The organism is Algirhabdus cladophorae, assembly GCF_044772865.1.
In the GTDB taxonomy this organism is placed as follows: domain Bacteria; phylum Pseudomonadota; class Alphaproteobacteria; order Rhodobacterales; family Rhodobacteraceae; genus Algirhabdus; species Algirhabdus cladophorae.
The window spans coordinates 2,562,917-2,588,798 of record NZ_CP173029.1; the positions used below are offsets into that span (position 1 = coordinate 2,562,917).

The following is a 25,882-nucleotide window of genomic DNA, read 5'->3' on the forward strand; positions in this document are numbered from 1 at the left end:
TATCCTATGATGGGGGCCCTTTTTGAGTATTGATAAAAGTCTATCTCAGCTTCGAACGTCTTGAATGATATCCAAGATATCTTTTGCGGCTTCGGGGATATTGGTCCCTGGCCCGAAGATAGCTTTCACACCAGCATCATAAAGATATTGATAGTCTTGCTGCGGGATCACACCGCCACAGATAACAATAATATCCTCGGCCCCGGCAGCCTTGAGGGCCTCGACCAGTTTGGGCGCAAGTGTTTTATGGCCTGCTGCCTGGCTCGAAATCCCAACCACATGCACATCGTTGTCCACTGCATCTTGGGCCGCTTCCTCGGGGGTTTGGAACAATGGCCCTACGTCCACATCAAAACCGATATCCGCAAAAGCTGTGGCGATGACCTTGGCCCCGCGATCATGGCCGTCCTGCCCCATCTTGACCACCAACATACGCGGTCTGCGGCCCTCAGCCTCGGCGAAAGCTTCGACGGACTTTTGAATGGCCGCAAAGCCTGCATCGCCTTCATAAGCTGCACCATAAACGCCAGCGAGTGTTTTGACCTCGGCGCGATGACGCCCAAAGCTGTCTTCCATCGCCATGCTTATCTCGCCGACTGTGGCACGGGCGCGGGCGGCCTCAACGGCCAAGGCCAGTAGATTGCCCTCGCCACTGCTGGCGGCCCCTCTCATAGCGTCCAAAGCTGTATCAACGGCGGCTTGGTCACGCGTGGATTTGATCTGCTCCAGACGTTTGATTTGCGAGACACGCACCTCTGCATTGTCGATGTCGCGGATGTCCAACTCGTCCTCTTTTTCCAACCGGAACTTGTTCACGCCGACGATCACATCATCACCGCGGTCCACGGCTGCTTGTCTGCGCGCAGCGGCTTCCTCGATCCGCAGCTTTGGCATACCCGATGCAACAGCTTTGGTCATGCCGCCCATCTCATCGACCTCTTCGATCAGTTTCCAGGCCTCGTCGATCAAATCCGATGTCAGCTTTTCTACGTAATACGAGCCCGCCAATGGATCTACGACATTGGTCACGCCAGTCTCGTTTTGCAAAATCAGCTGGGTGTTGCGGGCAATCCGAGCACTGAATTCCGTTGGCAGGGCAATCGCCTCGTCAAAGCTGTTGGTGTGCAGCGATTGCGTCCCGCCCAGCACCGCAGACATCGCCTCATAAGCCGTGCGAACAATGTTGTTGTAAGGGTCTTGTTCTTGCAGCGACACGCCAGACGTTTGGCAATGGGTCCGCAACATGCTTGAGCCTGCTTTCTTTGGTTCGAACTCTTCCATGATTTTGGCCCATAAAAACCGCGCCGCCCGTAGTTTCGCAGCCTCCATAAAGAAGTTCATACCGATGGCGAAAAAGAACGACAGGCGCCCTGCAAAGGCATCAACATCCATGCCCTTGGCAATCGCCGTGCGCACATATTCGCGCCCATCCGCAAGGGTGAAGGCTAATTCCTGCACCAAATTCGCACCGGCCTCTTGCATGTGGTAGCCCGAGATCGAGATTGAGTTGAATTTCGGCATATCCGTAGAAGTATATTCAATAATATCCGCCACGATCCGCATCGAAGGCTCGGGCGGATAAATGTAGGTGTTGCGCACCATAAACTCTTTGAGAATGTCGTTTTGAATGGTGCCAGAGAGTACGCTTCGATCATGGCCCTGCTCTTCGCCAGCGACGATAAAACTGGCCAAAACCGGGATAACGGCACCGTTCATTGTCATCGAGACACTGATCTGATCCAACGGGATACCATCAAAGAGGATCTTCATATCCTCGACGCTGTCAATGGCCACACCTGCCTTGCCTACATCGCCTTCGACGCGTTCGTGATCGCTGTCGTAGCCGCGGTGGGTCGCCAGATCAAAGGCGACTGACACACCTTGTTGACCGGCAGCTAAGCCTTTGCGGTAAAAGGCATTGCTTTCCTCAGCAGTGGAAAAGCCCGCGTATTGTCGGATGGTCCAAGGACGGCCTGTGTACATGGTGGCCCGTGGACCACGGGTGAAAGGGGCGACGCCTGGCATGCCACCAAGATGGCCCAAATTATCAAGGTCACCGGCATCATAGACCGGTTTGACAGGAATACCCTCGGGTGTTTGCCACGTCAGACCCTCAACAGGTTTGCCACGCAGTTCTTTGGCGGCAAGATTATCCCATTGCTCTTTTTTGGTACTCATCGTCATTTCCTCTTTCTAAGGTCACCCGACGCGGCCTTATGACCGTCTGATTGCCCGTCACGGTGGTCAGTTTTTGTTCTGTTCGTTGGGGTCTGTGATAGTTTAACATTGGGCGGTTTTGCGCCTCAAACCATTCTACATCTTCTCTATATTGGGCCCGCAAAGCGTCCAACTGGTGGGCTTCAAAGGTGTTCCAAACCGGATCGACCCGCATTTTTTCGGCCAGTTCAGCGCTATAGCTGTTCAGTTCCACCGGTCTGCCCGCCGCATTGAACAGACAGCCCAAAGCGTCCTGCGGGCGGTTGCCAAATGCCTCAAAACTGATGATATCCATCCGGGCTTTGGGCGCGGTGTCGATCAGGGCCTCGACCAGGTGCCGCCAGCGGGTCGGCTGGGTCACCAGATAATCCAAAACTGCATCATCGGGCTGGGCCACACCATGGGACACTGCCTCGAAAAGCGTGATGGACCAATAAGCATCATAGGCACGTGGGATCAGGCACAGTTGCAAATCATGATCGGCAAAGGCGGGTAAGACACGATCAAGCCGTTCGGTGGCCTTGCGATATAGTTTGCGCATCCGCAAATTGTCCTGACGGGTACCCAACAGATTGACCGCATCAATAATGATCCTATCTGCGCCTGCTTTGACTTCGTCTTCGACATGGATTTTTAGCAGATTAAGCGCCCGTTGCGACAGCGCCTGATCAGCACCAGCTATAGAGCCCGGGTCCCGGGCCAGCTTCATCAACATGGCGACACGCGGATCTTGGCGTCCCCAAATGGATACTTTTTCGTGACCAAATATCTGTGGATTTTCCGTGCAAGCAAGTGTCAGCGCCTCGGTGCCCGAATAATGGGCCCCAAGATTGAGGGTAATTTTCATAAGTCCGTCCCGACCGGTTGTCTTGGTTGTGACGCCAAGAAGTGCACCCCGCACCATGAATGACCCTACACCAAGACTGTTAACGATTTCGTTAACACCTACCCTCGCAAAATAAGTTGAATGCAAGCTATTCGTATTCGCAAACGCACGCCCTATATCTGTTTTAGAAGGAGATCTCATGAACAAATTCACGGCAACATTGGCAGGCGCATTGGTGGCTTGGCCGGTTTGGGCTACAGGGCTGGACGATCCACTGGAGGCCTGGCGCGCTATGCCAACACAGGTATTTAGCAGCGAAGAAATTGGCGCGCTGGATCCCTTTTTATGGGTGGCACGCCCTATTGTTGTCTTTGCAGATTCCGAGAATGATCCACGGTTCCAGACCCAGATGGAACTGTTGTTGGCCCGTTTGCCAGCCCTTGAAGAACGCGATGTGGTTCTGGTGACAGACACCGATCCTGCGGCCGGGAGCGCACTGCGTCTTAGCTTGCGTCCGCGGGGGTTTATGGTGGCTTTAATCGGTAAAGATGGCGGCGTGAAACTGCGCAAACCCTTCCCATGGGATGTGCGTGAGTTCAGCAGATCCATCGACAAAATGCCCATGCGCCAGCAAGAGATCCGCGATGAAAAGCAAGGTGTGATCGCTGAATAGCTCACCCTTGCTTGTCCTTTTCGAACACCCATTCCGCCCCAACTGGCAAGGTCACAGCCCATTCCGCCAGTGCCTCGTTCAACTGTGCTACGTATTTGGGATCTGAGGCATAGAAATGGACCACGGGGCTGCCAATGAAGGCTGCATATTCCTTGAGAACCAGCCCGCCTAAGGGCACCCAATCGTCGCTAAGCCCCTCGTCAATCCAGTGGTTATAGACCATGATCAACGGCACATCCTCGGCCTTGGTCAAAATCCCTGCCCATCCGTCAACCGGATCGAAAATGCGGGCAGCGCGGGCTTCGTTGTTGGCCAGCCCCCAAAGGTCCAAAACGTAATTGGGATTGCTCCACGCGACCCAGCCCAAATCGTTAACAGCGACTTTGGTTTTGGCAAAATCCTGAGCAAAACGCGCCATTTGATGCTGTTGAAGGTAAATGGTGCGCGGGCCCGAGGTGTTCTCCCACAGCAGTTCTTGGACATAAAACGCGCCGCTTCCCAGCACCCAAACAAGGGTCACACCGGCGGCTTTGGCTTTGTTCCATTTAGCCAGTGCCAGCATCAAGGCGCCGGTCAAGGTCGCATAGATATAGATCTCGTACCGGTGCATCCAGCCGATCCGGCCCAGTGCCAAATGCGCCAGCGTAGCAAGCCCGACCCCAAGCAAAAGTAGGCTATAGGGTTTGATCGCAGACCACTTGGCAATCCGCGTGCTGATGAACAGGCCAAAGGTCCCGATCAGCAGGCTGACCCCGCCCCAATATTGCAAATTGGTGAGGATCGCAGACAGGGTTTTGATCAACCGGCTGTCCTCGACAAATTCGTTTGTTTCCAGTTTTGCTTGGATCGAGTTTGGAAACGGATCCAAGCCCAACGTCGTCAGGTACCAGCCAAATCCAACCAACGGTACGACAGCCAGAACCAACAGACCCGTTGCCACAACAAGGCGGCCAGAAACAGCGACAAGCCCTACACCAACAAGGGCCAAAGCAAGCCCTTCAAACCGTAAAATCGGACACAAGATAATGCCCAGAACCAAGATCCAGCTGACGCGTTTATCTTCAATCAGGATCACCCCGCCCAGCAAAACGGCAAGGGATGCGGCCAGATGCAAGGCATGTTCCATCCCGACAAAAGCCACACCCGCAAAATTCATAAAGAGCGGCGCCAAAATAGCCAGGGCAACGGCCCAACGCCCCTCAAGGCCCGCGCGCAGCATCAGGTGCCCCCAGATCCACGCCGCAGCAACCAACCCCACGGTGTTCCACAAAAGGGGCAGCAATCTTTGGATTTCTGTGCCCGGCTCTATCAATAATAATAAAGGGTAAAGCGGCGAAGACGCAGCAGAGGCATATTCACCCGGGTTAACGCCGTAGCCGCCCGCCCAGATCTGTTCAGCCATTGCCAAATGGATATAGACGTCGTCCAGCGGGTATTCAAAATACCCACGGGTCAAGGCAATTGCGATGGCTTGGATCAAGCCAAACCACCCCAAAGCGGATAGAATTGTTAACGCAGGCAGACGCATTTTTTAGCCTTCGAACTCCATGATGATTTCATCCACAGCAAGGCTATCGCCCGCTGAGGCGTTGATCTTTGCCACGACGCCTTTGCGTTCCGCACGCAGGATATTTTCCATCTTCATCGCCTCGACCGTGCACAGCGCCTGACCTTCTTGAACTTCGTCGCCGACGGACACATCCACTTTGACGATCAAGCCGGGCATTGGACACAACAGCAACTTGGACGTATCAGGCGCCACTTTTTCCGGCATCAACTGGGCCAATTCGGCCTGTCGCGGGCTGCGCACATGGACTTTGAGGTCAGCGCCACGGGATCGAATGCGAAACCCACCGCTAATTTTGCCGACTTTCAACACCAGTTTTGCACCGTCCACGCTGACGGTGGCCAATTGATCACCGGGCGTCCAGTCGCTGGCAATTCTATGAGCCGAACCATCCTCAAAGCTGACAGTGGCCCCCTCGCGATCAGCAGCGATGCTGACAGGGTAGTCTTGTCCTTGGAGCGAAACGACCCAATCCGTGCCGACCTTGCGTTCATGATTGTCCATGCGGCCCGACACACGGCTGCGACGGATTTCAGCCACACGGTGCATAGCAGCAGCCGCAGCAGCAATCGCACGAAGTGCGTCGTCAGCAAGGCTAACCCCCTCAAATCCTTCAGGGTATTCCTCTTCGATAAAGGCCGTCGTTATATTGCCCGAGACAAATCGTGGGTGATCCATAACCGCGGCACAAAACGGTAAGTTATGCCCAATGCCTTCAACCTCGAAACTGTCTAGGGCCACGCGCATGTTCTCGATCGCGGCTGCACGATCCGGCCCCCAAGTACACAGCTTGGCGATCATCGGATCATAGAACATGCTGATCTCGCCGCCCTCGTAAACACCCGTGTCATTGCGCACGACACCCTGACTTGTGGTTTCCTCAGCCGGGGGGCGATAACGTGTGAGACGACCAATAGAGGGCAAGAAGCCACGATAAGGGTCTTCGGCATAAAGCCTGCTTTCCATCGCCCATCCGGTGAGGGTCACATCGTCTTGGGTCATGGTTAGTTTTTCGCCGTAGGCCACACGGATCATCTGTTCGACCAGATCAACCCCTGTGATCAACTCTGTCACCGGATGTTCCACTTGCAATCGTGTGTTCATTTCAAGGAAATAGAAATTGCGATCCCCATCGACGATAAACTCCACAGTCCCGGCCGAGGCATAGCCCACGGCTTTGGCCAAGGCGCAGGATTGCTCGCCCATAGCTTTGCGGGTGGCTTCGTCCAAGAACGGGCTTGGTGCTTCTTCGATGACTTTCTGGTTGCGGCGCTGGATCGAACATTCACGCTCGCCCAAATAGATGCAGTTTCCATGACTATCGGCCAGCACCTGAATTTCAATATGGCGCGGCTGGGTGACAAATTTCTCGATGAAAATCCGGTCGTCGCCAAAACTATTGGCCGCCTCGTTCTTTGAAGATTGAAAGCCCTCGCGCGCTTCTTGATCGTTCCACGCAATGCGCATACCTTTGCCGCCGCCGCCAGCAGAGGCTTTGATCATTACCGGATAACCGACTTTGTTCGAGATTTGCACGGCCTCTTCTGCATCTTCGATCAGCCCCATATAGCCCGGGACAGTACTGACATTGGCCTCTTGGGCGATTTTCTTGGAGGTGATTTTGTCGCCCATGCTTTCAATAGCTCCAGCGGGCGGGCCGATGAATACCACACCGGCGGCTTCCAAAGCCTCTGCAAAAAGCTTGTTCTCGGACAAAAACCCATAACCAGGATGCACCGCTTCGGCACCGGTTTGCTTGATCGCATCCATGACTTTGTCGATCACAATGTAGGACTGGTTCGCAGGTGGGGGTCCAATATGGACCGCCTCATCCGCCATTTTCACATGCAAGGCGTTGCGATCCGCGTCTGAATAAATCGCCACAGTTTTGATGCCCATGGCACGGGCGGTTTTGATCACGCGGCATGCAATTTCGCCTCTGTTGGCGATCAGGATTTTTTTGAACATAGTGCCCCTCAGTTCAGTGATATTGGCGCAGCCCTGCGGCAACCCCATATTGGCGGAGAGTTAGAAAAAGAGACCCCTAAACGCACCAACACCGACATCCCAGAGGGACGCCGGTGCAGCGGGGTTGTGTGAGTGGTAGGCCAAACGCCTATGGCAGTGCTAGCGTCGCAAGAAATCGTCAGATAAGACGCCTGCCGCCGCACCAATAAGTGCGCCAGTGGCGACATTGTTGTCAGTAACATCTGCAACGACAGCCCCGGCCGCAGCACCGGTAAGGCCTCGGGAGACCTCCGTGTCCCCGCATGCGGCAATAACGGTGATCGTTGCCATAGCGAGGATTGTGCCGATCCGGATTTGCATGTGTGGTGCGCTCCATAGCATTTGTGTGTGTGCCACCCCCGAACTTCCTTCGCTGGTCTGACCTTGGGAAAGGCCAGACCAAACGTTTGGGGAAGGGTATGGTTTTTACAAACCAAGGCGGGCTGTGTTTGGGATAGACCCGCCATAGGTTTGACCCTGCACAAGATCAGGGTGGCTGCACAGAGTGCTGCGATAGAGCATGCGATTTGGGCCAGAATCTGCCAGATTTTTACAACCCTAAGCGGAATCATGCTGATACATCCGCAAAAAGCTCGGGAAAGGCTGCCTTGGCGCGGCGCAGATCAAGTTGCAGTAGCGCCTCGTAATCCGCAGGATCAAACGGATCGTCCAACGTAATGATTTCACGCCCTAAAAACCAACTCAGACGTCCAGCATCCAGATTTCCGCGCTCAAAAGGCGCATCACCAAAGCAATCGTAAATGGCGCGAATGAACCCTTCATCCGCGCGGCGGTCCGCAGGACGGCGATCCGAAAACCGTTCTCGCTCAACCAAAGGTGTAGCCCCGGCTTTGTGCGCGCGTCGAATTGTAAATTGGAAATCTGTGCCGGGAAGGCGGCCTGGAAAGCCACGGTGTTTGATCATAGCGCCCCCTTTACAGCACAAAACATAGGGGGGATCAGGACGGGCGCTAATCGCGCCCGCCCCATCACAAGCTTATTTGAATTTGCCTGTGAAAGCTGGTTCTTGGGACATCGGTTCCGGGTCCACAATAACGAATTCTTCTTGAGCTGGCTCACTGCGCGCACAAGCGGCAATAAGAACGATAAGGCCCAGAGCTGCCACAGTCTTGATGTTCTTTGACATCTGTCTCTCCTAGTTTTTGTCCCAGCGGCGCAGGCCAAACTTGGCTCACACATGGGGTCTGAGGTATGGGTCGCCTTGGGGCAACCTGCCGTTAACCTACGGCAAGCCCGCGTAAAAAGATATCTATGGTGGGGAAACCCGCCGATCTGTGTCATGGCTGCATCAAACATTGGCTCAGGGGGGGCTGACCCCGCAACATGTTGTGGTTCCATCAGAATTGCTCCCAGATGCAGGCATCGTTTTGCACTGAAAACACCTCAAAAAACTGGGTGACTTGCGGATTGGCCTCGCCAAACGGCGTCTGCGCGCTCATCATCGAGATCACAATCTGCTTTGGCATTTCATCCATCGCCCTGACATCCGGCAAGGCCACGCCCTGACACAAGATACCAAAATCCTCGGCTACATCTGCATATCCCAAGCCGCCACTAACCGGATCAATCTCAGGCGCCAGAAACCGAAATCGCGTCACATCCGGTTCAACCACTCGGTCGACAAATTCAAGGTTTTGGCCAGACGGCACAGCAAGATCCATCGCAGCCAGCGGGCTTGCGATCCCAAAACTCAGGGCCAAAACTGTTCCGATCCGGATCATCGTTGTTCGTTGTCCAAGTATCCGCGGGGGTGTACGGGCAGCCAGCCCTTGCACCACCCTTTGTCTAAAGTGGAATGTTGTCGTGTTTCTTCCACGGGTTCTGCAATTGCTTGCCGCGCAACGATGCAAAGGCGCGGCATACGCGACGCCGTGTCGATTGCGGCATTATCACTTCGTCAATAAAGCCCTTTTCAGCAGCCACAAACGGGTTCGCAAACCGGTCTTCGTAATCCGCAGTACGTTGCGCTATTTTCTCTGGATCGCCAAGTTCAGAGCGATACAAAATCTCGGTCGCGCCCTTGGCGCCCATCACAGCAATTTCGGCTGTGGGCCATGCATAGTTGAAATCGCCACGCAAATGTTTGGAGGCCATCACGTCATAGGCACCGCCATAGGCCTTGCGGGTGATCACTGTGACTTTCGGCACCGTGGCCTCGCCATAAGCAAAGAGCAATTTCGCCCCATGTTTGATCACGCCGCCGTATTCCTGGCTCGTTCCTGGCAAAAAGCCAGGTACATCGACCAATGTCAGGATTGGGATCTCAAACGCATCGCAGAAGCGGACAAACCTTGAAGCCTTGCGAGAACTGTCAATATCCAGACAGCCTGCCAGAACCATGGGTTGGTTGGCCACAACCCCCACAGTGGTGCCTTCAAGGCGGATAAAACCGGTAAGGATGTTTTTCGCAAAATCCTCTTGGATCTCAAAGAAATCGCCTTCATCAGCCAGTTTCCCAATCAGTTCCTTCATATCATAAGGACTGTTTGGATTATCCGGGATCAATGTATCCAAGCTAGTTTCAATCCGCGCCGGATCATCAAAGAACGGACGGCTGGGTGGTTTTTCACGATTGTTCAGCGGCAGGAAGTCTACCAAACGACGTACTTCTGCCAAGGCCTCAACGTCGTTTTCAAACGCCCCATCGGCCACCGAGGATTTTTTGGTATGGGTGCTGGCCCCACCAAGTTCCTCGGCGGTGACAACTTCGTTCGTGACTGTTTTGACCACATCTGGGCCTGTAACAAACATATAGGAAGTGTCTTTGACCATGAAGATAAAGTCAGTCATCGCAGGGCTATACACCGCCCCACCAGCACATGGCCCCATGATCAAACTGATCTGCGGCACCACGCCCGAGGCCATGATATTGCGCTGAAACACCTCGGCATAACCGGCCAGCGAGGCAACGCCTTCTTGAATACGGGCACCACCTGAATCGTTGATCCCAATGATCGGTGCGCCGTTTTGCACGGCCATATCTTGGATCTTGCAGATCTTCTGGGCGTGGGTTTCTGACAGCGAGCCGCCAAAGACAGTAAAATCCTGCGAAAAGACATAGACCATGCGGCCATTGATCGTGCCCCAACCAGTGATCACGCCATCCCCCGCAGGACGGTCGTCCTGCATCCCGAACTCGGTGCAACGGTGGGCCACAAACATATCAAATTCTTCAAAGCTGTCTTCATCAAGCAGCACTTCGATGCGTTCGCGCGCGGTCAGTTTGCCCTTGCTATGCTGGGCATCAATCCGCCTCTGTCCGCCACCCAAACGCGCGGTATCGCGTCGTCTTTCCAATTCGGTCAGAATGTCTTTCATTTCCGCGATCTCCCTTGGTATCAAGTGAGTCATAGGCGTTTGCAACCTGCGGGAAAAGCGGATTTACGCATATTTGCAAATTCACGACGAAACATATTTGTTTATTTGCAAATCTGCAAATATTTCTAAGGTTTACTGAGGATGGTGAACATGCCCACAGAGCAAGAAATTCTAGACGCCTTGCAATTTGACCTGACGTTGCTTAACGGCCCGATCAACACTTCGAATGATCCCGCTTATGTCCTTACTTATGAATTTGCAGGCAGCACCCAGCCCGATGACCATGTGTGGGACAATTACACGGGTTGGACACCCTACTCTGCCGCGGAAAAGGCCACCTATCGCGCCGCACTGGATCACATCGAGACCATAATCAACGTGCAGTTCGTTGAATACAACGCCGCCTTGCACGGGTCTGAACCCGATATCAACGCAGGCAAAGTCGATCTGGACAATTTCACCAGTGGGGTCGGCGGATATTCCTATTCTGCTACGTCGTCGGGTCATCTGGTTTCATTTGACGGCTTTACCGTCTTCAAGAACACTCTGGACCTGACCTCGCGCATTAGCCTGATTTTGCACGAATTGGGTCATACCTTGGCCAACAAACATCCGTTTTCAGGGACAGATGTGCTGCCAGACGCCTTCGATTCCAATAAGTACACAGTGATGAGCTATGACGTGAACCCCGACAACGGGGTCGATAGCGACGCTTTGCAACTTTATGATCTGCTGTCGTTGCAGGATCGTTGGGGTGCAAATATGACGACGAACATTTCTGATACAACCTACACGCAAGCCCGCAACCCCACGGTCGACAGCATCTGGGATACGGGCGGCATCGATACCTTTGATGCCAGCGCCCAGAGCAGCGCCGTTGTTTTGAACCTGAACGAGGGCAGTTTTTCGAGTTTTCAGCGGGTCGATGACGTCAGTATTGGCTACGGCGTCGTTATCGAAAACGCTATTGGTGGTGCGGCGGATGACACGCTGACGGGCAACACAGCGGCAAATGAATTGACCGGTAACGCGGGCAAAGACCTGATTTCTGGCGACAAAGGACGCGACATCATCAAGGGCGGCAAAGACGCTGACAAACTGCTTGGCGAGCGCGGCAATGATACCCTCAAAGGCGGTAATGGACGCGATGTTCTTAAAGGTGGGAACGGCCGCGACCTGCTGGAAGGCGGCATTGGCGACGATCGGCTGACAGGGGGTGCCCTTGAAGATGTGTTTGTCTTCAAATCGGGTCATGGCCGGGATACGATCCAAGACTTTGAGGACGATATCGACACCCTAAAGCTGGGCATCGACGGCATCACGACACTCGCCCAAGTCGAAGCGGTTGCAGATCGTATTGACGGCAACTTGGTTTTGGATTTTGGCGGCAATGATCGTGTGACCCTAAAGGACATCACCTGGGACGCCCTCAGCGACGACATTACTTTGATTTAACGCAGATCCTGCGCATCCCCTTGGCGACCCCAACCCAACAGCCTAGGTATGGGGCATGACGCGCCACATCAAATCCCGGTTTTTGGATCGAACGACACCGCCGCACATTGCGACCTTGATCCTGCTTGCGGGAATTGGAGCTATGAACATGTCCGTGTTCTTGCCATCACTACCGCGGATGACGACCTATTTCGATACGGAATATGCAGTGATGCAGTTATCGGTTTCGCTGTATCTGGCGATCACGGCCGTCGTGCAATTGGTCGTCGGCCCCTTCGCAGATCGCTATGGCCGCCGCCCTACTGTCTTGATATCGCTGGCGATATTCCTTTGCGCCTCTGTTGGATGCCTTCTGTCGACCAGCGCAGAGATGTTTTTGGTGTTTCGCATGCTGCAAGGGGCTGTGGCCGTTGGCATGGTTTTAAGCCGCGCAATTGTGCGCGACATTGTCCCCACCAATCAATCCGCATCGATGATTGGCTATGTGACCATGGGCATGGCTTTGGTCCCAATGATTTCACCTGCCATCGGAGGAACACTGGATCACTGGTTCAATTGGCAAGCGACTTTTGTCTTTTTGATCGGTTGCGGCCTGATCGTCTGGATCATCACGTTCTTTGATCAAGGCGAAACCAATACCGCCACTGCCACCAGTTTTGTCGAACAGTTCCGCGAATATCCCGAGTTGCTGCGTGCGCGCCGCTTTTGGGGGTATGTGGCTTGCGCTGCTTTTGCGTCGGGCGCGTTTTTCGCATTTTTGGGCGGGGCGCCCTACGTCGCGACCGAAGTGTTCGCCCTGACCCCGCAGCAGGCTGGCATGGGTTTTGGCATTCCAGCGGTGGGTTATGCCACAGGGAACTTTATCACAGGACGGTATTCTGCGCGGTTTGGGATCAATCGCATGATCCTTGCAGGGACCTATGTGACATGCTTTGGGATGGCCATTTCCCTGATCCTGAGCTTACTTGGACTGTCACATCCTTTGGTCTTTTTTGGGTTTTGCCTCAGCGTTGGATTGGGCAACGGCCTGTTGATGCCCAATGCCACGGCCGGGCTTTTGTCGGTCAGGCCCAAATTGGCTGGCACAGCCTCGGGCCTTGGCAGCGCCTGCTTGATCGGCGGCGGAGCGGCTTTGTCCGTGTTGTCGGGCGTTGTTTTGGAGGGCGGGACTTCTGAAATACCGTTGCAGATCTTGATGTTGGTCACATCGATCCTGTCGTGGTTTGCCATTCAATACGTCATGCGCCGCGCCAGCCATCTACAGCAAGCCACCCCTTAACTGTCAGGTTGCAGCAGTATCTTTGCACCTGTAAACTTGCCTTTGAATAACTGCAAAGGTGCCTCATGGCTGTTCAAAAACTCTTTGCTGGGGTGAAGCTGCGTGAAACACGCAATCGCGCCGGATTGACCCAAAAGGCCTTTGCCGAACGCTTGGGTGTTTCTCTGCCCTATCTCAATCAAATGGAAAACAACAACCGGCCCGTGTCCACAGCAGTGGTGTTGGCACTGGCCACTGAGTTCGAGTTTGACGTTACCGAACTCAGCTCGGGCGATGCGGAACGTTTGGTCATTGATATGCGCGAGGCCCTCAGTGATCCGGTCTTTGCAGACGGTCCGCCGCAGCTGGCCGATCTGCAACTGACTGCGTCAAATGCCCCTGTTTTGGCCCGCGCCTTTCTGGATCTGCACCGCGCCTACCGCGACAGCACTGAACGATTGGCAGCTCTGAACGAGGCCTTGGGACGCAATGCCGCGCGCAGTCAATTCAGCCCATGGGAAGAGGTCCGGGATTTCTTCCACTATTGCGACAACTACATTGATGCTGTGGACCACGCCGCCGAAGCCTTTGCCAATTCCGGCAGCTCGGCCACCCGGCGCTTGGCAGATCACGGCGTTCAAATCCAAATCGCAGACACGCTCCCCCTGCGCCATTTCGATCCCGCAACCAATGTCCTGACCCTGTCAAACCGCGCCACACCCGCGACCCAGCAATTCCAAGCGCTGATGCAAGTCGGGCTTTTGCTTTATGCGCCCTTGCTTGAGGCCACACTGGATTTTGCAAAATTCCAATCGGAAGAGGCACGATCCATCGCCAAAATTGGGCTGGCCAATTATTTTGCTGGGGCCGCGCTGATGCCCTACGGCGCGTTCTTGCAAGCCGCCACAGAAACGCGCCACGATCTGGAACGTTTGGCAGACAGGTTTGGGGCCTCGATTGAACAAGTGGCCCACCGCCTGTCGACGTTGCAAAGGCCCGGTGCGAAAGGTCTGCCGTTCTTTTTTGTGCGGGTCGATCAGGCCGGTACGATCACCAAACGCCATTCGGCCACGCGGCTGCAATTTGCTCGGTTCGGTGGCGCTTGTCCTTTGTGGAATGTGCACCGCGCCTTCGAGACCCCTGGCCGTTTTTTGCGTCAATTGGCCGAAACCCCCGAGGGGGATCGTTATTTCTGTCTGGCCCGCGATGTCTCTAAATCGGGCGGAGCCTTTGACGCGCCAACCCAGCGCTACGCAATCGGCTTAGGCGTTGAGGTCAAACATGCAGGCGCTTTGGTCTATGCGGACAATATGGACACATCTAATCCCGCAGCCTTTGAACCGATTGGCATCGCCTGTCGGATTTGCGAGCGAAAAAACTGCCATCAACGGTCGGTCCCCCCCTTGGAACGCAAGCTAAGCGTGGATGAGAACGCGCGCGGTGTTCTGCCCTATGAGGTTCAATGATGCTGCGGTTTGCATTGGTTGCGGGGCTGGCTTGGTTTTCCAGCACATGGTTGCTCAGCACGCTGGAACGTTGGACGCTTTATGCGTTTGATCCCACATCAGTTGCACCGCAAGACGCTGGACTGTCAAACGTCACTTGGAAAGAGTTCTACACAGCCGACAATATGCATGTGGTTTGGACCGCCTCGGCACAGCCCGGCAAACCGACAATCATCTACTTTCACGGCAATGCGGGAAATCTGGCTCAGCGTGCACAACGGTTTGGCTATATGTTGGACCGCGGGTACGGGCTGGTGGCTTTGGCCTATTCCGGCTCGTCTGGTAGCCAAGGCACCCCTAGTCAGGACAATATGATCGCAAGTGCTGCTCAGCTATGGGCCAGCATCGACAGCTATTCAGATCCCGCGTCGCCCAAAGTGATCTACGGCGAAAGCATTGGCAGCGCAGTGACCTTGCATCTGATCGGAACGCAGTCAAATGTGACCCCAGCCGCAGTAATCTTGGAGGCCCCATTCACCAATTTGATCGAGGTGGGCAGCACGCTTTACCCGCAACTGGCCACGGTGATCCCGCAGGTTTTGAAGGACACGTGGGATAACACTGTTATGGCGCCAAAACTGACAGCGCCGTTGTTGGTGATCCACGGCACCAAGGACGCACTGATCCCACAATCAATGGGACGCAAAATCTACGGCCTCGCTGCCTCAGCAGAAAAGAACTTTCACTCGGTCCAAGGGGCTGGGCATATCAATACATGGCAACCGACGGCTCAAAGAGCCCTGTGGCGGTTCATTGATACCTACGGGCGTCCTTAATTGAACGCAGGCCGCCAACCGGCAGCCTGTGCATCATGTTCGGAACAGAACCATTGTTCGCCCTTGGAAAGATTAATCCCGGTTCGAGCGTAATCACGGTTATGGGGCATGTGGTAAATCCTGCCAGACTTACTGATGTTGCCTTTGATTGTACAGTTTGCATCCGGGGCTACGCGCCCCTTAACCCGGGTCAGGCGAAATTCTGAGGGCAGCATGGATGTGCTGGACCATAGGCCCCGCCCCGCAACTGCAGCGCCTTTTTCGGCAGCCAGATAATCGCTGGAATATTTAGCATAGGCCCCGACCAAACCCTCGCTGACCAGCCCTTCTGCGATGTCTTGACCATTCACAAAACACTTGGCCACGACACGACCGTACCGATCCTGATCCACTGGCTGACAAGTGGCCAGCTTGCCTTGGACGCGTTTGACAACTTCGGCGCGCACCCATTTGCCGCAATCCCAATCGGCACCATCCGCATCCGTGCAGGTCTGGGCCAATTCAACCGCATCAATCCCGTGCAAACGGACACGAGTGTCGCCAACATCAATGGTGTCCCCATCAATTACGTGGACTTTACCGATGAAATCGGCGGCGGCGGGGCTGGCGCAAAGGACCAGAACAAAGAGAGCACAAATTCTTAACATAGGCTTTATATCGCCCTGTTAATTCAAATTTTCAACTTAAGAGTTTGTTAATCATTAACGTCGCTGTGCGCATTCACCACATAGAACACCGACCCATTAAAGGTGAGCGTACGATTGATTGGGTTTTACATACACACTGGGCGACGAATGACATTTCAGAACATTAGCACCATCATTGCCCTCGTGTTTTTCACCCTTTGCCTGACGCTGATTTTTGCTCCGGATGTGCTTTATTGGCTGTTTCAGATTGACCAAGAACCCAGCGCCGACTTTTTGGCAAAACGCGCAGGAATGCTCTTTTTGGGCCTATCGGTGATTTGCTTTCTTGCTAGAAAGACGACCAACCCAGAGGTTATTTCCTTTGTTTGTGCCGGTGTTAGCACAGCGATGCTGGGTTTGGCTGTTTTAGGGATCTACGAATTGATTTACGGCATCGCAGGATACGGAATTCTGGTCGCGATCCTTACTGAATGTATCATTGGCGCAGCCCTATTTCGCGTTTGGAAACAAGCAGAGACGATTTAGAACGCACCCGAACTACCGCTGCGCCGTTTCCCAGTTAGGATGCACCCAAGGCGCGTCATTGCTGGCGGGTAGGCGTTTGCCAAGGATATGATCCGCCGCTTTCTCGCCAGTCATAATCGATGGCCCATTTAGATTGCCGTTCGTAATTCGCGGAAAGATCGAGCTATCCGCGACGCGCAGCCCCTCCACGCCAATGACGCGACACTCTGGATCGACCACGACCATGGGATCATCTGCACGACCCATTTTGCAGGTGCCACAGGGGTGATAGGCACTTTCGGCGTGCTCGGCGATGAAGGCATCCAGTTCAGCATCCGATTGCAGCGCTTGTCCCGGTTGGATCTCGTGTTTGACAAATGGTTTGAACGCGTCTTGGGCAAACACCTCGCGGGTCAGGCGGATACAGGTGCGGAAGTCTTCCCAATCCTGGGGCTGCGACATGTAGTTAAAGAAAATCTTAGGCGCCACTTTGGGGTCATTACTGCCAAGAGTAACGGCCCCGCGGGAGGCAGATCGCATAGGCCCCACATGGGCCTGAAACCCGTGCCCCTCAGCCGCCGCCTGCCCGTCATAGCGCACGGCAATGGGTAGGAAGTGGTATTGGATATCAGGATATTTCACGCCAGCTTTGGACCGGATGAAAGCGGCACTTTCAAACTGGTTTGACGCACCAAGACCGGTTTTCATAAACAGCCATTGCGCCCCGATCATGGCCTTGGACAACAGATTCCAATGTTTGAACAATGTGATCGGTTGGGAGGCGGCCATTTGAATATAGAGCTCGAGATGATCCATCAGGTTTTGCCCCACACCCGCCCGATCCGCCACGACCTCTATCCCGTATTCCGCCAGATGGGCAGCAGGGCCGATACCTGACAACATCAGCAGCTTGGGCGAGTTGAACGCACTTGCGGCGATGATGACTTCACGGTTAGCCGCGATGGTTTGCACGGATCCGCCTGCCTCGATTTCGACCCCCGTGGCGCGGCCCTCTTCAATGATAACTCTGCGCGCCAGACCTTTGACCAATGTGCAGTTTTCGCGTTTGAGTGCTGGTCGCAAATAGGCGTTGGCCGCAGACCAACGGCGGCCTTGGTGCACGGTTTGCTCCATCGGGCCAAAGCCCTCTTGTTGTTGGCCGTTATAGTCGTCGGTCACTTGATAACCTGCCTGCCGCCCAGCCTCGACAAAAGCCGAGAACAATGGGTTGGCGCGTGGGCCGCGTGTCACATGGAGCGGCCCATCTTTGCCGCGCCATTCAGGATCGCCGCCGTGACCATTGGCGTCCCAGCTTTCCATCCGCTTGAAATATGGCAAAACGTCCGCATAGGACCAGCCGTCAGCGCCACTTTCGGCCCAGTGATCGTAGTCCCCTGCGTGACCGCGCACATAGACCATCCCGTTGATCGAAGACGACCCACCTATAACTTTACCACGGGGTGCCACCAGTTTGCGCCCACCCAGATGCGGCTCAGGCTCGGTCTGATAGCCCCAATCGTAAAGCGGCATGTTCATCGGATAGGACAGGGCCGCTGGCATTTGGATCAAAGGGCCCGCATCAGTCCCGCCATACTCGATCACAATCACCGAATGACCAGCCTCGGACAGTCTATACGCCATGGCGCAGCCCGCACTTCCCGCACCGATAATGACATAATCGGCCTGCATCAGAACGGAGCCTCAACATCGCCCATGGCCACATAGACCGACTTCATTTGGCTGTAGTGATTGATCGCGTTTTTCGAGTTTTCGCGGCCCACACCCGAGGCTTTGGAGCCACCAAAGGGCGCCTCAACCGGGGCCAAATTATACGTGTTGATATAGCAGGTGCCTGCTTCAAACGCAGCGGCCACGCGGTGGCCACGGGTCAGATCGGCAGTAAAGACACCAGCGGCCAAACCAAACTCGGTATCATTGGCGCGGGCGATGGCCTCAGCCTCATTCTCAAATTCCAGAACGGACAGGACGGGGCCAAAAATCTCTTCCCGGGCTATGCGCATATCGTCCGTTACATCGGTGAAAACAGTGGGTTGCAGATAAAATCCGTCTTGTTCCAAGCGCTTGCCGCCATAGGCCAGTGTTGCCCCTTCGTCCTGACCGATTTGGATATAATCCAACACAATCTTCATTTGCCGTTCACTGACCATAGGGCCAAAGCTGGTATCAGGATCCATTGGATCACCGATGATTGCATCGTTTAACCGCTCGCACAGGCGCTTGACGAAGGCGTCTTTGATGCCCTTTTGCACGTAAACACGTGTGCCATTGGAACACACCTGACCCGTGGAATAGAAGTTGCCCAATATGGCACCCGACACCGCGTTTTCCAGGTCCGCATCGTCGAAAATGAGGATCGGAGATTTGCCGCCCAATTCCATTGTGACGTGTTTGATGCCTGCAGCGGCGGCGGCGTAGACCTTGCGACCTGTAGGGACCGAGCCGGTAAGGGACACTTTGTCGACGCGGTCGTCCGTGACCAAAGCAGCCCCCACATCCCCCAAGCCTTGGATCACGTTGTAGACCCCTGCAGGTGCGCCTGCCTCATGCAGAATTTCCGCGACTTTCAACGCACAAAGTGGCGTAGTTTCAGACGGTTTGAACACCATAGCATTGCCACAAGCCAGCGCAGGCGCACCTTTCCAGCCCGCGATTTGTGTGGGGTAGTTCCATGCACCAATGCCGACACAAACGCCCAGCGCCTCGCGCACGGTGTAGACAAAATCCTCGCCCAATTGGATGTGCTCTCCTGTCAGGGATCCTGCCAAACCGCCGAAATATTCCAAAGCTTCGGCGCTGCTGGTGGCGTCCACAACACTGGTTTCTTGGTAGGGTTTGCCTGTGTCATAGGTCTCTAGAACACTCAGATCATGATTTCGTTCGCGCATTATCTCGGCTGCACGACGCAACACACGGCCCCGTTCCGTCCCCGTCATTTTGGCCCATTGCACTTGCGCACGTTTGGCAGAATTCAATGCCATGTCGATAATCGCAGGGGTTGCCGAATAAACTGTGGCGATCACCTCGCCCGTTGCGGGATACACCACGGGAATGCGGCCGCCGTCGGTGTCTTCGACGTATTTGCCATCAATAAAATGACTGGCTGTGGGTTGAGTTGGATAAGACATTGTGCCTCCGGCGGGGATATTTGAAAAAAGAAAAAGGGTTATTCGCCTCTAGGAAACCGTTGTTCGTTTTCCAAAGTATCGAGGTTCATGTGGTTGCGCATGTACCGTTCTGACGCTTGTTGCAGCGGCTGATAGTCCCACGGATAGTACTGGCCAGAGCGCAGGGCATCATAGACAACCCAACGGCGGGCTTGGGATTGGCGGACATCGGCATCGAATTGGTCCAGATCCCAGCGTGCCTCGGCTTTGGCCTGAAGTTGCGCGAGGGTTCCTGCATGGGCGGGATTGTCTGCCAGATTGGTCAACTCATGGGGGTCGTTTTCCATATCGAACAGTTGATCCGGGTCCAGCTTACAGCGGTTAAATTTCCATTTGCCATAGCGCAGGGAGACCAGCGGCGCATAGGACGCCTCGGCCGCATATTCCATCGCCACGGGTGTGTCGCGCGTGCCGCCTTGGCCCAATGGCACAAGGCTTTCGCCCTGAGTCCAAGGTTGGACGTCGTCCATGCTGATGCCCACCAAATCACAGACCGTAGGCGTGAAATCGATGTTGCTGACCGGCGTTTTGATCAGACCCGGCGCCATGTCAGGATCGCTGATCATCATCGGCACACGGGCCGATCCCTCGTAGAAGGACATTTTGAACCAAAGGCCGCGCTCACCCAGCATATCACCGTGGTCGGACACAAAGAGGATCGTGGCGTCTTGACCAGTGGTTTCCAGCGCCTCCAACACCTCACCAATTTTATCATCCAAATAGCTGATGTTGGCGAAATAGGCACGGCGGGCGGTTTTGATCTGGTCGTCGGTGATGTCGTAGGACCGCCAGTCGTTTGCATCAAAGATGCGCTGTGCATGGGGGTCGTGATCAGCGTAGTCCATCGCCGGCACATCAGGCATCAAATGGTCGCAATTCTCATATAGATCCCAGTATTTCTTGCGGGCCACATAGGGATCATGGGGATGCGTAAAGCTTACGGTCACACACCACGGGCGGTCATCCTTGCCACGGGCCAGATCGTAAATCTTGCGCGTGGCGTGGTAGGCCACTTCGTCATCATATTCCATCTGGTTAGAAATCTCGGCGACACCAGCCCCAGTGACGGACCCCATATTATGATACCACCACTCGATCCGCTCGCCGGGCTTGCGATAGTCCGGCGTCCAGCCAAAATCAGCGGGATAAATGTCGGTGGTCAGACGATCCTCAAAACCATGTAACTGGTCGGGTCCCACAAAATGCATTTTACCCGACAAACAGGTGTAATACCCAGCCCCGCGCAAATGATGCGCATAGGTGGGGATGTCTGAAGCAAATTCAGCAGCATTGTCATAAACCCGCGTTTTCGACGGTAATTGACCCGACATAAATGAGGCACGGCCGGGGGCACACAAAGGCGAGGCGGTATAACAATTGCGAAATCGCGTGGATTTTGCTGCCAGTCTCTTGAGGTTAGGCGCATGCAACCAATCCGCAGGACCGTCGGGAAACAAAGTACCGTTAAGCTGATCTACCATAAAAATCAGGATGTTACGCGTCATACTAGTGTGTTCCCAACTGAGCATTCAGATAGGCCAGCACCAGATGCGCAGGGTCGATCCCGTCGTCACCCAGCGCGCGTCGAATATAAAGACCGTCAATCATGGCGGCGATGCCTTGGGCGCAATGGGTGGCTTTGTGACCCAACAAAGGACGCAACTCGTAGGCCAAATTTGACAACAGACGGCTTTGATAAATCCGCAAAAGGCGCTTGGCATCCTTGGAGGTTTGCGAGGCCACATAGAAATTTGTCCAGGCACTGACTAGCACCGGATCAAATTGTTCTTCCGAAAAGCTGGCGCGAATGATTGCTTCTACCCTGTCGCGTGGCCCGATCTTACTCTTCATCGCCATGCCAACGGCTCGGGCGTATTCTTTCAGAATATGGCGCATGGCGGCTGTGAAAATCTGGTCTTTGCCACCAAAATAGTGATGTGCCAAACCACTTGAGACACCCGCGCGTTTGGCGATTTGGCTCACGGTCACATCCAGTGTACCCTGTTCGCCAATCTCTGTGATTGTGGCCAGAACAAGCGCTTCGCGCCGGATCGGCTCCATTCCAAGCTTTGGCATATCATCCCCCATATGCGATTATTTTGAGCCATGCTTGCCCGCCCTATATTGACCAGTCAATCAAGAAAATGAACTGAATGAAAAATATTCTGGGCTCGGCATTAATCAGCCCCTTTTAATGTATACATTAAAATATTTTTTGTTGTTCAATGACATATTTTGCGCTAGGGATACCGCCATGGCACAGACCGCAAAAATAACCCGTACGGAAGACGCCTATGCGCGGCTTAAGCATATGATCCTAGAGGCAAAACTAGCGCCTGGGTACCAAGCACTTGAACCAGAAATTGCGCTGGAACTGGGCATGTCCAGAACGCCTGTACGCGAGGCCCTAATCCGCTTGGAAGCCGAAGGATTGGTTGACGTGATGGCGCGGCGCGGTGTGCGTGTTTTGCCGATCAAACCCAGTGATATGGCCGAAATTTATCAAATTCTGTCAACGCTAGAGCCTGAGGCGGCTGCACAGATTGCCGCGCGCAGCCCCTCAGCAGAGGAATTGGCCCCGCTCAGTGCGGCCACAACCCAAATGGAAGATGCGTTGGCGCAAAAGGATCTAGAGACTTGGGCCGCAGCCGATGATCTGTTCCATCGCACTTTGCTTGACCTGCATGGCAACAGCCGTATGCGCGGATTTGTGACCTCGCTTTATGATCAAGCGCATCGTGCACGTATGGTGACTTTGCGCCTGCGCCCCCTGCCCGTGCGATCAACCCAAGATCACCGCAATATTTTACAACATATGGCCGAAGGAAACGTCCGGGCCACCCGCCGCGCCTTCAAATCGCATCGCAAAACTGCCGCAACCGAATTGCTCGGCATTCTTGAAACCTATCACTTGCTACAACTGTAAAGGGTGCCTTATGTCCTCAGACCCACGAATTTCACTAATTAAGGGCGACGGCATCGGCGTCGACGTGTCAGAAGCTGCAATTGTGGTGGCCAAAGCTGCCTGCGCCAAATGCAACTGCGATTTTGCCATTCAGACCATTAACGCAGGCGCTGAATATTACAGGGCCACGGGGCAGGATATCGAACCGGATGGCGAAGAAAAAGCAGGCGAGGCCCAAGCGATATTTTTAGGTGCCATCGGTCTGCCCAGTGTGCGCTATCCTGATGGGACCGAGATTTCACCGCACCTTCGGTTGCGCGATCGGTATGGTCTTTATGCTGGTGTGCGGCCCGTCAAAGCCTATCCAAATGCGCCGCAACGGCTGGCCGATCCACGTGCGGCAGGCATTGATATGGTGATCTTGCGCGAGTCGACCGAAGGCCTGTTTTATTCGGCCGCCGTCCATGATCGCAGCGATGTGGTGCCAGATACTTCGGTGATCGATAAAATGCTGGTCACCCGCGATATCAGTGAGAAATTGCATCGGTTTGCGTTCCGACTGGCCCAAAAACGTAAAAGCCGTGGCAAAGCCGGTCGGTTAACCTGCGTCGACAAAGCCAATGTATTCAAATCAATGGCGTTCTTTCGCAAGATTTTCGATGAAACCGCGGCAGATTTTCCAGATGTGCCAACGTCCTACAACTATGTGGATGCGATGGCCTTGGATTTGGTCCGTCAGCCTTGGGCGTTTGATGTGATGGTGATGGAGAATATTTTTGGCGACATCTTGTCCGATCTTGCAGGCGGTTTGGTCGGCGGGATGGGCATGGCGGCCTGCGCCGAGATTGGCGACACCATCGGCTTGTTTCAGCCCGCTCACGGATCTGCTCCAGATATCATGGGTCAAGACAAAGCCAATCCACTGGCCGCCATTCTAAGCGCGTCGCTTATGTTGGATTATCTGGCAGATACTTGCGACTTGCCTGCCTTTGCAGATGCCGCAGGTCTGATTGACACGGCCGTTGAGGCAGGCTTTGCCGACAATGCGTTGCGGCCAATGGAATTCGGTGGAGATATGGGCACCAAGGCCGTAACTTCGGAAGTGTTATCGCGGGTTTGGTAGCAGGTTTAGGCCTTGGGCGTCGCACGTTTGATCTGCGCCTCGCGCAGGGTGATGAACACCACCGCACTCACGATCAATGTGCCCCCCACGACCACCCATGGATCAACGGGCTCGCCAAAGAATACAGCGCCCAATGCCGCAGCCCAAACCAATTGCAAAAACGTGACGGGTTGGGTGACTGTGAGCGGCGCTGCAGCGAAAGCAAAGGTCATCGTGTAGTGCCCTGCAGTGGCCAAACAAGCGACCAAAAAGAGCCACCCCAACTGGGACAGCGTCGGAGTGACCCAAACCGCCACGGCCAGCGGCAGCAACCCGATTGTTACGGTAATGGACAGCATGCCCACGACCACTGTTGGGCTGACCTCATCCGCCATTATCTTGGCCACCAAATAGCCCACGGCAAACATCAGTGCGGTTCCCAGCATTGCCAAATGGCCTAGCTCGAGCTCTCTGAATCCGGGGCGCAGGATGATCAGCGCCCCGACCAAAGCCGCCACAATCGCCATGATCCGGCGCACCGCCAAAGTCTCGCCCAAAAGCAGGGCCGCACCCAAGGTAACATAGACTGGCGAGAGGTAATTCATCGCCGTGACCTCAGCGATGCTGATCGTCGCCATTCCGTAAAACCATAACGACACCCCAAGGGTGTGGGCCACGCCCCGCAGTCCAAACAGCTGCCATTGCCGCCGTGTAAGGCGCGCGTCCATAATCGGTCTGATCATCGGAATGACAAAGACCAAACCCAACAGGTAGCGCAAAAATGCCGCTTGGGCTGCCGGGACTGCACCGTCCAGAAACTTGACCACTGCAGTGACTGCGACGAATAAAATACCCGTCGTCAGCATCCAAAACACACCTTTGGTCGGAGAGGATCCTGACACGCGGGCTAGACTGTCAACACAGCATTGCCCAGCAACTGACCTGCTTCGACGGCTTCATGGGCTGATACCACATCCTCTAACGCAAAACGTGCTGCAATAGTTGGCCGAAGTGCGTTTCGTTCCAGCATGTCTGTGATGTGGGCAATGGCTGCATCTTTGGCGGGTTGCGGCATGCCGTAGACGAACACCAATTGAAGGCCAGTGTTGTTGAACATGACCGGCCCATAAGGAATGGTTGGGGTCAGATTACTGCCGCTGGCATAGGCCGCAATCGTCCCGTTGCGGCGCAAAACCTGCGGTGTTAGGCCAATATGTGCTGCAAAATCCACATCAACCACGTGGTCCAACCCGTTTTGCCCAGCTATTTCAATCAACCGCTGTTCAAGGTCTTCGGTCCGGTAGTTGATGATATGCGCAGCACCGGCGGCTTTAGCGATCTCAGCTTTTTCATCGCTGCTGACGGTGGTGATAACAGTCGCCCCAGCATCGGCTGCCATCTGAACAGCCAACTCGCCAACAGAGCCTGCACCACCAGTGACCAACACAGTTTGTCCAGCCACATCCCCAAAACAAAACAGCGCCCGGTGGGCCGTCATCGCAGGCACGCCAAGACAGGCGGCCAGTTCAAAGTCGACAGTTTGCGGCATTGCAACCGCTTCCGCCGATGGCACACAAGTCACTTCAGCCGCCGTTCCGCGCAGCCCCTGCCCCATGCCATCGTCGGTCCGGTTTACTTGATAAAGCCAGACATGCTGACCAACACGCGCAGGATCAACACCGTCCCCCACAGCCGTGATCACACCGGCCCCGTCGTTATGGATTGCCACCTGATCTGCGACCATGGGACCCTGCGCGCCAACACGCAGCTTTACATCAGAAGGGTTCACGCCAACAGCTTTGACCTGAACACAGACCTCACCCGCCATAGGAACCGGCGCATCAATCTGTTCCACGCGCAGCACATCTTTTGCGGCCCCACGGGCCGTCGCAACAATCGACTTAATCATCTCAGGA

The 25,882-nt window shown here is 54.7% G+C and carries 24 protein-coding genes; 8 read left to right on the top strand and 16 right to left on the bottom strand.

Annotation, left to right across the window (positions count from 1 at the left end; all coding sequences use genetic code 11):
* Positions 1 to 45: 45 nt before the first annotated feature.
* Together scpA and ACIRQ6_RS12300 are read right to left on the bottom strand one after the other, a co-directional pair.
* Positions 46 to 2,178 carry a methylmalonyl-CoA mutase gene (gene scpA / locus ACIRQ6_RS12295; protein ID WP_420860895.1) on the bottom strand — a complete coding sequence of 711 codons (2,133 nt, stop codon included), beginning with the start codon at positions 2,176 to 2,178 and terminating at the stop codon, positions 46 to 48.
* Complete coding sequence (locus ACIRQ6_RS12300; RefSeq protein WP_420860896.1) at positions 2,150 to 3,064, bottom strand: hypothetical protein; 915 nt, start codon at positions 3,062 to 3,064, stop codon at positions 2,150 to 2,152. Before ACIRQ6_RS12300 ends, scpA begins: the two co-directional genes overlap by 29 nt.
* 178 nt (positions 3,065 to 3,242) lie before the next feature.
* On the opposite strand from ACIRQ6_RS12300, the gene ACIRQ6_RS12305 reads away from it, so the two are divergent.
* Positions 3,243 to 3,716, top strand: a complete 474-nt coding sequence (locus tag ACIRQ6_RS12305; RefSeq protein ID WP_420860897.1) for a DUF4174 domain-containing protein — start codon at positions 3,243 to 3,245, stop codon at positions 3,714 to 3,716.
* Between the two features lies 1 nt (position 3,717).
* Here ACIRQ6_RS12305 and ACIRQ6_RS12310 read toward each other — a convergent pair whose 3' ends face one another.
* From ACIRQ6_RS12310 to ACIRQ6_RS12340, 7 genes are all read right to left on the bottom strand, one after another.
* The gene (locus ACIRQ6_RS12310) at positions 3,718 to 5,244 is read right to left on the bottom strand and encodes a hypothetical protein (RefSeq protein WP_420860898.1); all 1,527 of its coding nucleotides are present in this window, start codon (positions 5,242 to 5,244) and stop codon (positions 3,718 to 3,720) included.
* Between the two features lie 3 nt (positions 5,245 to 5,247).
* Positions 5,248 to 7,251 (bottom strand): acetyl-CoA carboxylase biotin carboxylase subunit, encoded by a 2,004-nt coding sequence (locus ACIRQ6_RS12315; RefSeq protein WP_420860899.1) that lies wholly within the window; start codon positions 7,249 to 7,251, stop codon positions 5,248 to 5,250.
* Positions 7,252 to 7,410: 159 nt separating this feature from the next.
* Positions 7,411 to 7,647: a hypothetical protein gene (locus tag ACIRQ6_RS12320; protein ID WP_420860900.1), complete on the bottom strand. Its 237-nt coding sequence runs from the start codon at positions 7,645 to 7,647 to the stop codon at positions 7,411 to 7,413.
* 211 nt (positions 7,648 to 7,858) lie between these two features.
* Positions 7,859 to 8,215 (bottom strand): hypothetical protein, encoded by a 357-nt coding sequence (locus tag ACIRQ6_RS12325; protein ID WP_420860901.1) that lies wholly within the window; start codon positions 8,213 to 8,215, stop codon positions 7,859 to 7,861.
* 72 nt (positions 8,216 to 8,287) lie between these two features.
* On the bottom strand, positions 8,288 to 8,437 hold the full coding sequence (locus tag ACIRQ6_RS12330; protein WP_420860902.1) for a hypothetical protein: 150 nt from the start codon (positions 8,435 to 8,437) through the stop codon (positions 8,288 to 8,290).
* Between the two features lie 211 nt (positions 8,438 to 8,648).
* Complete coding sequence (locus tag ACIRQ6_RS12335) at positions 8,649 to 9,032, bottom strand: DUF6497 family protein (protein ID WP_420860903.1); 384 nt, start codon at positions 9,030 to 9,032, stop codon at positions 8,649 to 8,651.
* A gap of 64 nt (positions 9,033 to 9,096) precedes the next feature.
* The gene (locus ACIRQ6_RS12340) at positions 9,097 to 10,629 is read right to left on the bottom strand and encodes an acyl-CoA carboxylase subunit beta (protein ID WP_420860904.1); all 1,533 of its coding nucleotides are present in this window, start codon (positions 10,627 to 10,629) and stop codon (positions 9,097 to 9,099) included.
* Positions 10,630 to 10,779: 150 nt separating this feature from the next.
* On the opposite strand from ACIRQ6_RS12340, the gene ACIRQ6_RS12345 reads away from it, so the two are divergent.
* From ACIRQ6_RS12345 to ACIRQ6_RS12360, 4 genes are all read left to right on the top strand, one after another.
* On the top strand, positions 10,780 to 12,084 hold the full coding sequence (locus ACIRQ6_RS12345; protein WP_420860905.1) for a M10 family metallopeptidase C-terminal domain-containing protein: 1,305 nt from the start codon (positions 10,780 to 10,782) through the stop codon (positions 12,082 to 12,084).
* Positions 12,085 to 12,139: 55 nt separating this feature from the next.
* A complete protein-coding gene (locus ACIRQ6_RS12350) occupies positions 12,140 to 13,363 on the top strand; it encodes a multidrug effflux MFS transporter (protein ID WP_420860906.1) in 1,224 nt (407 codons plus the stop codon).
* 65 nt (positions 13,364 to 13,428) lie between these two features.
* Positions 13,429 to 14,808 (top strand): helix-turn-helix domain-containing protein, encoded by a 1,380-nt coding sequence (locus ACIRQ6_RS12355; protein WP_420860907.1) that lies wholly within the window; start codon positions 13,429 to 13,431, stop codon positions 14,806 to 14,808.
* A complete protein-coding gene (locus tag ACIRQ6_RS12360) occupies positions 14,805 to 15,623 on the top strand; it encodes an alpha/beta hydrolase (protein WP_420860908.1) in 819 nt (272 codons plus the stop codon). Before ACIRQ6_RS12355 ends, ACIRQ6_RS12360 begins: the two co-directional genes overlap by 4 nt.
* Here the strand turns inward: ACIRQ6_RS12360 and ACIRQ6_RS12365 are convergent.
* Positions 15,620 to 16,270, bottom strand: a complete 651-nt coding sequence (locus ACIRQ6_RS12365; protein ID WP_420860909.1) for a thermonuclease family protein — start codon at positions 16,268 to 16,270, stop codon at positions 15,620 to 15,622. The two genes, ACIRQ6_RS12360 and ACIRQ6_RS12365, sit on opposite strands and share 4 nt — an antisense overlap.
* 147 nt (positions 16,271 to 16,417) lie before the next feature.
* Between ACIRQ6_RS12365 and ACIRQ6_RS12370 the strand changes: the two genes are divergently transcribed.
* Positions 16,418 to 16,795 carry a hypothetical protein gene (locus ACIRQ6_RS12370; protein ID WP_420860910.1) on the top strand — a complete coding sequence of 126 codons (378 nt, stop codon included), beginning with the start codon at positions 16,418 to 16,420 and terminating at the stop codon, positions 16,793 to 16,795.
* 12 nt (positions 16,796 to 16,807) lie between these two features.
* Here ACIRQ6_RS12370 and betA read toward each other — a convergent pair whose 3' ends face one another.
* From betA to betI, 4 genes are read right to left on the bottom strand one after another with little or no spacing between them, the layout of a single operon-like run.
* Positions 16,808 to 18,463, bottom strand: coding sequence for a choline dehydrogenase (gene betA / locus ACIRQ6_RS12375; RefSeq protein WP_420860911.1), 1,656 nt, complete (start codon positions 18,461 to 18,463; stop codon positions 16,808 to 16,810).
* Positions 18,463 to 19,920, bottom strand: a complete 1,458-nt coding sequence (betB, locus tag ACIRQ6_RS12380) for a betaine-aldehyde dehydrogenase (protein ID WP_420860912.1) — start codon at positions 19,918 to 19,920, stop codon at positions 18,463 to 18,465. Before betB ends, betA begins: the two co-directional genes overlap by 1 nt.
* Before the next feature lie 38 nt (positions 19,921 to 19,958).
* Positions 19,959 to 21,464 (bottom strand): choline-sulfatase, encoded by a 1,506-nt coding sequence (betC, locus tag ACIRQ6_RS12385; protein WP_420860913.1) that lies wholly within the window; start codon positions 21,462 to 21,464, stop codon positions 19,959 to 19,961.
* 1 nt (position 21,465) lies between these two features.
* Complete coding sequence (betI, locus tag ACIRQ6_RS12390) at positions 21,466 to 22,035, bottom strand: transcriptional regulator BetI (RefSeq protein WP_420860914.1); 570 nt, start codon at positions 22,033 to 22,035, stop codon at positions 21,466 to 21,468.
* 178 nt (positions 22,036 to 22,213) lie between these two features.
* Between betI and ACIRQ6_RS12395 the strand changes: the two genes are divergently transcribed.
* Complete coding sequence (locus ACIRQ6_RS12395) at positions 22,214 to 22,885, top strand: GntR family transcriptional regulator (RefSeq protein ID WP_420860915.1); 672 nt, start codon at positions 22,214 to 22,216, stop codon at positions 22,883 to 22,885.
* A 10-nt stretch (positions 22,886 to 22,895) separates the two neighbouring features.
* A complete protein-coding gene (locus tag ACIRQ6_RS12400; RefSeq protein ID WP_420860916.1) occupies positions 22,896 to 23,987 on the top strand; it encodes an isocitrate/isopropylmalate dehydrogenase family protein in 1,092 nt (363 codons plus the stop codon).
* 5 nt (positions 23,988 to 23,992) lie between these two features.
* Here ACIRQ6_RS12400 and ACIRQ6_RS12405 read toward each other — a convergent pair whose 3' ends face one another.
* Together ACIRQ6_RS12405 and ACIRQ6_RS12410 are read right to left on the bottom strand one after the other, a co-directional pair.
* Positions 23,993 to 24,868, bottom strand: a complete 876-nt coding sequence (locus tag ACIRQ6_RS12405) for a DMT family transporter (RefSeq protein ID WP_420860917.1) — start codon at positions 24,866 to 24,868, stop codon at positions 23,993 to 23,995.
* Positions 24,869 to 24,873: 5 nt separating this feature from the next.
* Positions 24,874 to 25,875 carry an NADPH:quinone reductase gene (locus ACIRQ6_RS12410; protein ID WP_420860918.1) on the bottom strand — a complete coding sequence of 334 codons (1,002 nt, stop codon included), beginning with the start codon at positions 25,873 to 25,875 and terminating at the stop codon, positions 24,874 to 24,876.
* Between the last annotated feature and the right edge of the window lie 7 nt (positions 25,876 to 25,882).